Source organism: Methanomethylovorans sp., assembly GCF_041305605.1.
Lineage (GTDB): Archaea > Halobacteriota > Methanosarcinia > Methanosarcinales > Methanosarcinaceae > Methanomethylovorans.
Window position 1 is genome coordinate 1 of record NZ_JBFYLB010000024.1, and the last position, 3,718, is coordinate 3,718.

Consider the following 3,718-nt stretch of genomic DNA (forward strand, 5'->3'; position numbering starts at 1 on the left):
GGCCGACAAGTATGGCAAGGAACTTCCCATCATCGGCAGTATGATAGGTCCTTTCTCCCTGGCACAACATCTGAACGGTGACGACTGGTTCATCAACATTTTCACGGATGAGAACCTGGGATTGAAGCTCATGGAGTTCACCACAGCTTTTAATATCGCATACGCAAAGAAGATGGTCGAGAACGGTGCGGATACCATGGTCATTATCGATCCAACCGCAAGTTATCAGCTCATAGGTGCTCAGTTCTATGAGAAGTTCGTGGTACCATATCATAAGGAACTGGTAGATGCTATGAACGAAATGAACGTGCCCACTGTGCTGCACATCTGCGGTGACACCACGGCAGGTCTCAATCTTATGGAATCATGCGGCGTGAACGCCATCAGTATCGATCAGAACGTCGACCCGGCAACTGCTGTTAAGACCGTTAAGAAGGCAGTGATCATTGGTAATCTTGACCCTGTGAATGTACTCTGGAACAAGACACCGGAGTTTGTCAGGGAAAAGTCAAAGGAAGTCATTGATGCAGGAGTGGCCTTACTGGCACCAGGATGTGGTATTGTCAGCAAGACACCAACAGCCAACCTGCAGGCAATTGTGGACATGGCAAAGGCACATAAGTATTGAAATAAAAAGTGAAAAATATGCAGGGTTAGTAAAGACACTGCGTTAGTTTTTAAACAATTTTGGTTTGGTATTTCTTTCAAATTCATAAACCATTGAATTCCTGAATTATCAATATCAATTCAAGTTTAATATCCAGAGCTTAACTAGAAGCTTCTAAGCCTCATAAACATGCAGGAATGCACTACCGGTTATTTCTTATTTATCAAATTGTGGTAAACAAAGAGGATGAAGTTGAAAGAATTAAGTAAAGGGTCAATAAGATGTGAAATAATTGACAGGAATATACATGCAATTAGAGATGCTTAACCTCCTCTGTCCCTGTAAATATTAGACATGATGCTCAAAAAGTGTTTAGGCAGATCTCATAATTGATTAATACTTAAACTAACAAACAAATAACATAACAAGAAGTGTTTAGCTTAAGGGGGAATTATATGGGAGCTAACATATCAGGTAAAGAAGAGGTACTTGGAAAGGTAATAAATAACGGTCCAGTTATTGCTTTTCTCTGGAAGGCAGAAAACACAGCCGAGGAAAAATGGCCGGTAGAATATGTTTCAGATAACATATGTCTTTTTGGATATACAGTGGATGACTTCATTTCTGGTAGCCTTCTTTATGCTGACATCGTTCATCCTGATGACCTTCCTGAGGTAGAGATGGAACTTTCGGAGATTTCCCGTGCAGGCGGTACAGTCTTTGTCAAAGAATACAGGATAAGGACGAAGTCCGGAGAGGATAGGTGGGTGAAAGAGCAGACGTTTATCCAGCGTAACGATGAAGGAGTAGTTACCCATTATCAGGGTACTATCTTTGATGTAACGGAACAGAAGAACAAGGAAATAGCCTTAGAGGAAGCACTGGAGAAACAGAAATCACTGGAAAATGCCATAAACAATAGTTCTACTATGGTATTCCTGTGGAGGGCAGAGGAGTTCTTGCCGACAGATTACGCTTCTGCGAATGTTTCAAAGCTTGGTTATTCAGTTGAAGACTTTGTTCTAGGTCGTATTTCTTATAGTGATTTGATCCATCCGGATGACTATGAGATGGTCAAAGATACGCTTGCAGAGAAGTGTGATGATGGCAGTGACAATTATACTCAGGAATATCGTGTAATATCCAAGGATGGAAAGATATTGTGGGTAAGTCAGGGAACTTTTATCCAGAGGGCCAAGGATGGGAATGTAACTCACTTGCAGGGAATTGTTCAGGACATCACTGAGCAGAAGGAAAGAGAGATTGCGCTCAAAATAGCACTTGAAAAGCAAGCTGAGCTACTGGACAGAAAACAAGCCCTTGAAACAATTGTTAATCATAGCCCTGTGATCGCTTTTCTTTGGAGGGCAGGTTCTGACGATGAAATGGAACTCTGGCCTGTTGAATTTGTTTCAGATAACATAACCAATTTCGGGTATTCTGTTGATGATTTCCTCTCAGGGGATATCCTTTATGGTAACATAATCAATCCTGAAGACCTTCTTGATGTGCAGACGGAACTTTCAGACATCTCTCGTGAAGGAGGTACAGTCTTTGTCAAAGAATACAGGATAAGGACGAAGTCTGGAGACAAAAGATGGGTGGAAGAGCAGACTTTCATCCAGCGTAATGATGAAGGTGTTGTGACCCATTACCTGGGTGTCATCCAGGATATCACGGAACAAAAGGAAAAAGTAAGCTAACTGAAATATTCAAGCAAGGGGATAGATATCTAAAAGTTTAAATGGAAACAATCCGGATCAGTGTTAAAAATCACCATCCCTACGGAAGAATGTTTGTGTATTGCTTGTTGTGATGTTCATAAGATCCAATCAACTGTTATTCTTCCTCTTCGTTCTTGCCATTTATTCCCCTTACTTTACCATGAAATTGCCTTTACCCAAAAAAAGTTTCGCATTAGCAAAAAAGGATAGGCTTTCAACTAGAAATCTTAATTTGAGATTCTTTTCTTATCAAGTTTGTGAAGCACTGTGTCCCTGAACTGAGCGGCGTCTGTAAATCCGGGTTTTATGTCCAACGCCTTGCTAAAAGCTTCGAGAGCTTCTTCATACTTATTCTGTCTGAAAAATATTTCTCCTTTACAGTACCATGCTTCTGCACTATCCTTTTTCATCTTCGAGGAGGATGTGAGTGGAATCCATGTAAACCTCGGCAACTGGAAGTTCAAAGGCTGTGAGCATGCTATGGAATACTCAAAAGCCTCAAGGGCAGCAGCATAATTTCCGAGCTCTCTTAGAACGTTTCCTTTACAGTACCATGCTTCAGGGAACTCTCTACATTTAAAAAGTGCAATTTCGAGGCAGATCAAAGCTTCATCGTATCTCTGGATTTTATAAAGCACAAAGCCTTTCCTAAAAAGACTTTCAGGATCATCAGGAGCTTTTTCTAGCATCTTTTCGAGAAGTTCAAGTGAAATATCATATCTTCCCATCGCATAGTTTGCATAGCTTTTGCTGGACAAGGTATTAAGAACACTTGCTTTTAATCGTTTTGCAGTTTCATGATCACTCTGCAGCGTAAGTACATTTATCTCTTTTTCCCACAGTTGCTCAGCCAAGTCATAAGCAACTAGGGATTCCTCGAATCTGTGCATCCTGAGAAGAATATATCCTTTGTTGTAAGCTTGGAGTGCCTCATTGTGCGTTTTTTTGATGTTTTTCTCTATAGCATCACCGCTAAACAATTTATCAAAGAATTTCATTGATTGGCCACTCCACTACAAACTGTGACAAAAGTAATCACCTTTAAGCCTGAACTTCCTATGGGTATGACATCCCAAACAGAGACAACCTTTCTTTGAAGATAGTGTTTGTTTATTTTTCCTTGCACAGAACATCATCCCGTTTCCCTGATACGAAGGACATTTTGTACAGAGGCAACCTTTGGAATGATGGTATGAAGTACATATGCCAAAATATCTGCCATAAGTTTGCCTGTTCCTGTCAGTAAGTTCTGAGGGTTCCATACATCATGTCCTTTGGAAGTGCCCAGCCTGCAAAGGTTCAACGTTTTATTTTCAAGAAATGTTTTATTTTCAAGATAGAATGGTTCATTGTTTGCTCGGGACATATGGCAACACAACGTCTGCAA

At 40.6% G+C, this 3,718-nt stretch carries 5 protein-coding genes; 2 read left to right on the forward strand and 3 right to left on the reverse strand.

Features of this window, described 5'->3' with window-relative positions; genetic code table 11:
- Both ACCM36_RS01710 and ACCM36_RS01715 read left to right on the forward strand, forming a co-directional pair.
- Nucleotides 1–628: MtaA/CmuA family methyltransferase (locus tag ACCM36_RS01710; protein WP_370571976.1), on the forward strand; the 628-nt coding region annotated here is incomplete at its 5' end.
- Nucleotides 629–1,062: 434 nt separating this feature from the next.
- On the forward strand, nucleotides 1,063–2,310 hold the full coding sequence (locus tag ACCM36_RS01715; protein ID WP_370571977.1) for a PAS domain-containing protein: 1,248 nt from the start codon (nucleotides 1,063–1,065) through the stop codon (nucleotides 2,308–2,310).
- 248 nt (nucleotides 2,311–2,558) lie between these two features.
- Here ACCM36_RS01715 and ACCM36_RS01720 read toward each other — a convergent pair whose 3' ends face one another.
- The 3 genes from ACCM36_RS01720 to ACCM36_RS01730 all read right to left on the reverse strand — a co-directional run.
- On the reverse strand, nucleotides 2,559–3,329 hold the full coding sequence (locus ACCM36_RS01720) for a tetratricopeptide repeat protein (RefSeq protein WP_370571979.1): 771 nt from the start codon (nucleotides 3,327–3,329) through the stop codon (nucleotides 2,559–2,561).
- Between the two features lie 15 nt (nucleotides 3,330–3,344).
- Nucleotides 3,345–3,467, reverse strand: coding sequence for a DUF2769 domain-containing protein (locus ACCM36_RS01725; protein WP_370571980.1), 123 nt, complete (start codon nucleotides 3,465–3,467; stop codon nucleotides 3,345–3,347).
- Nucleotides 3,464–3,718, reverse strand: a 255-nt coding sequence (locus ACCM36_RS01730) for a hypothetical protein (RefSeq protein WP_370571981.1), incomplete at its 5' end; no start/stop codon positions are given. The genes ACCM36_RS01725 and ACCM36_RS01730, both read right to left, overlap by 4 nt.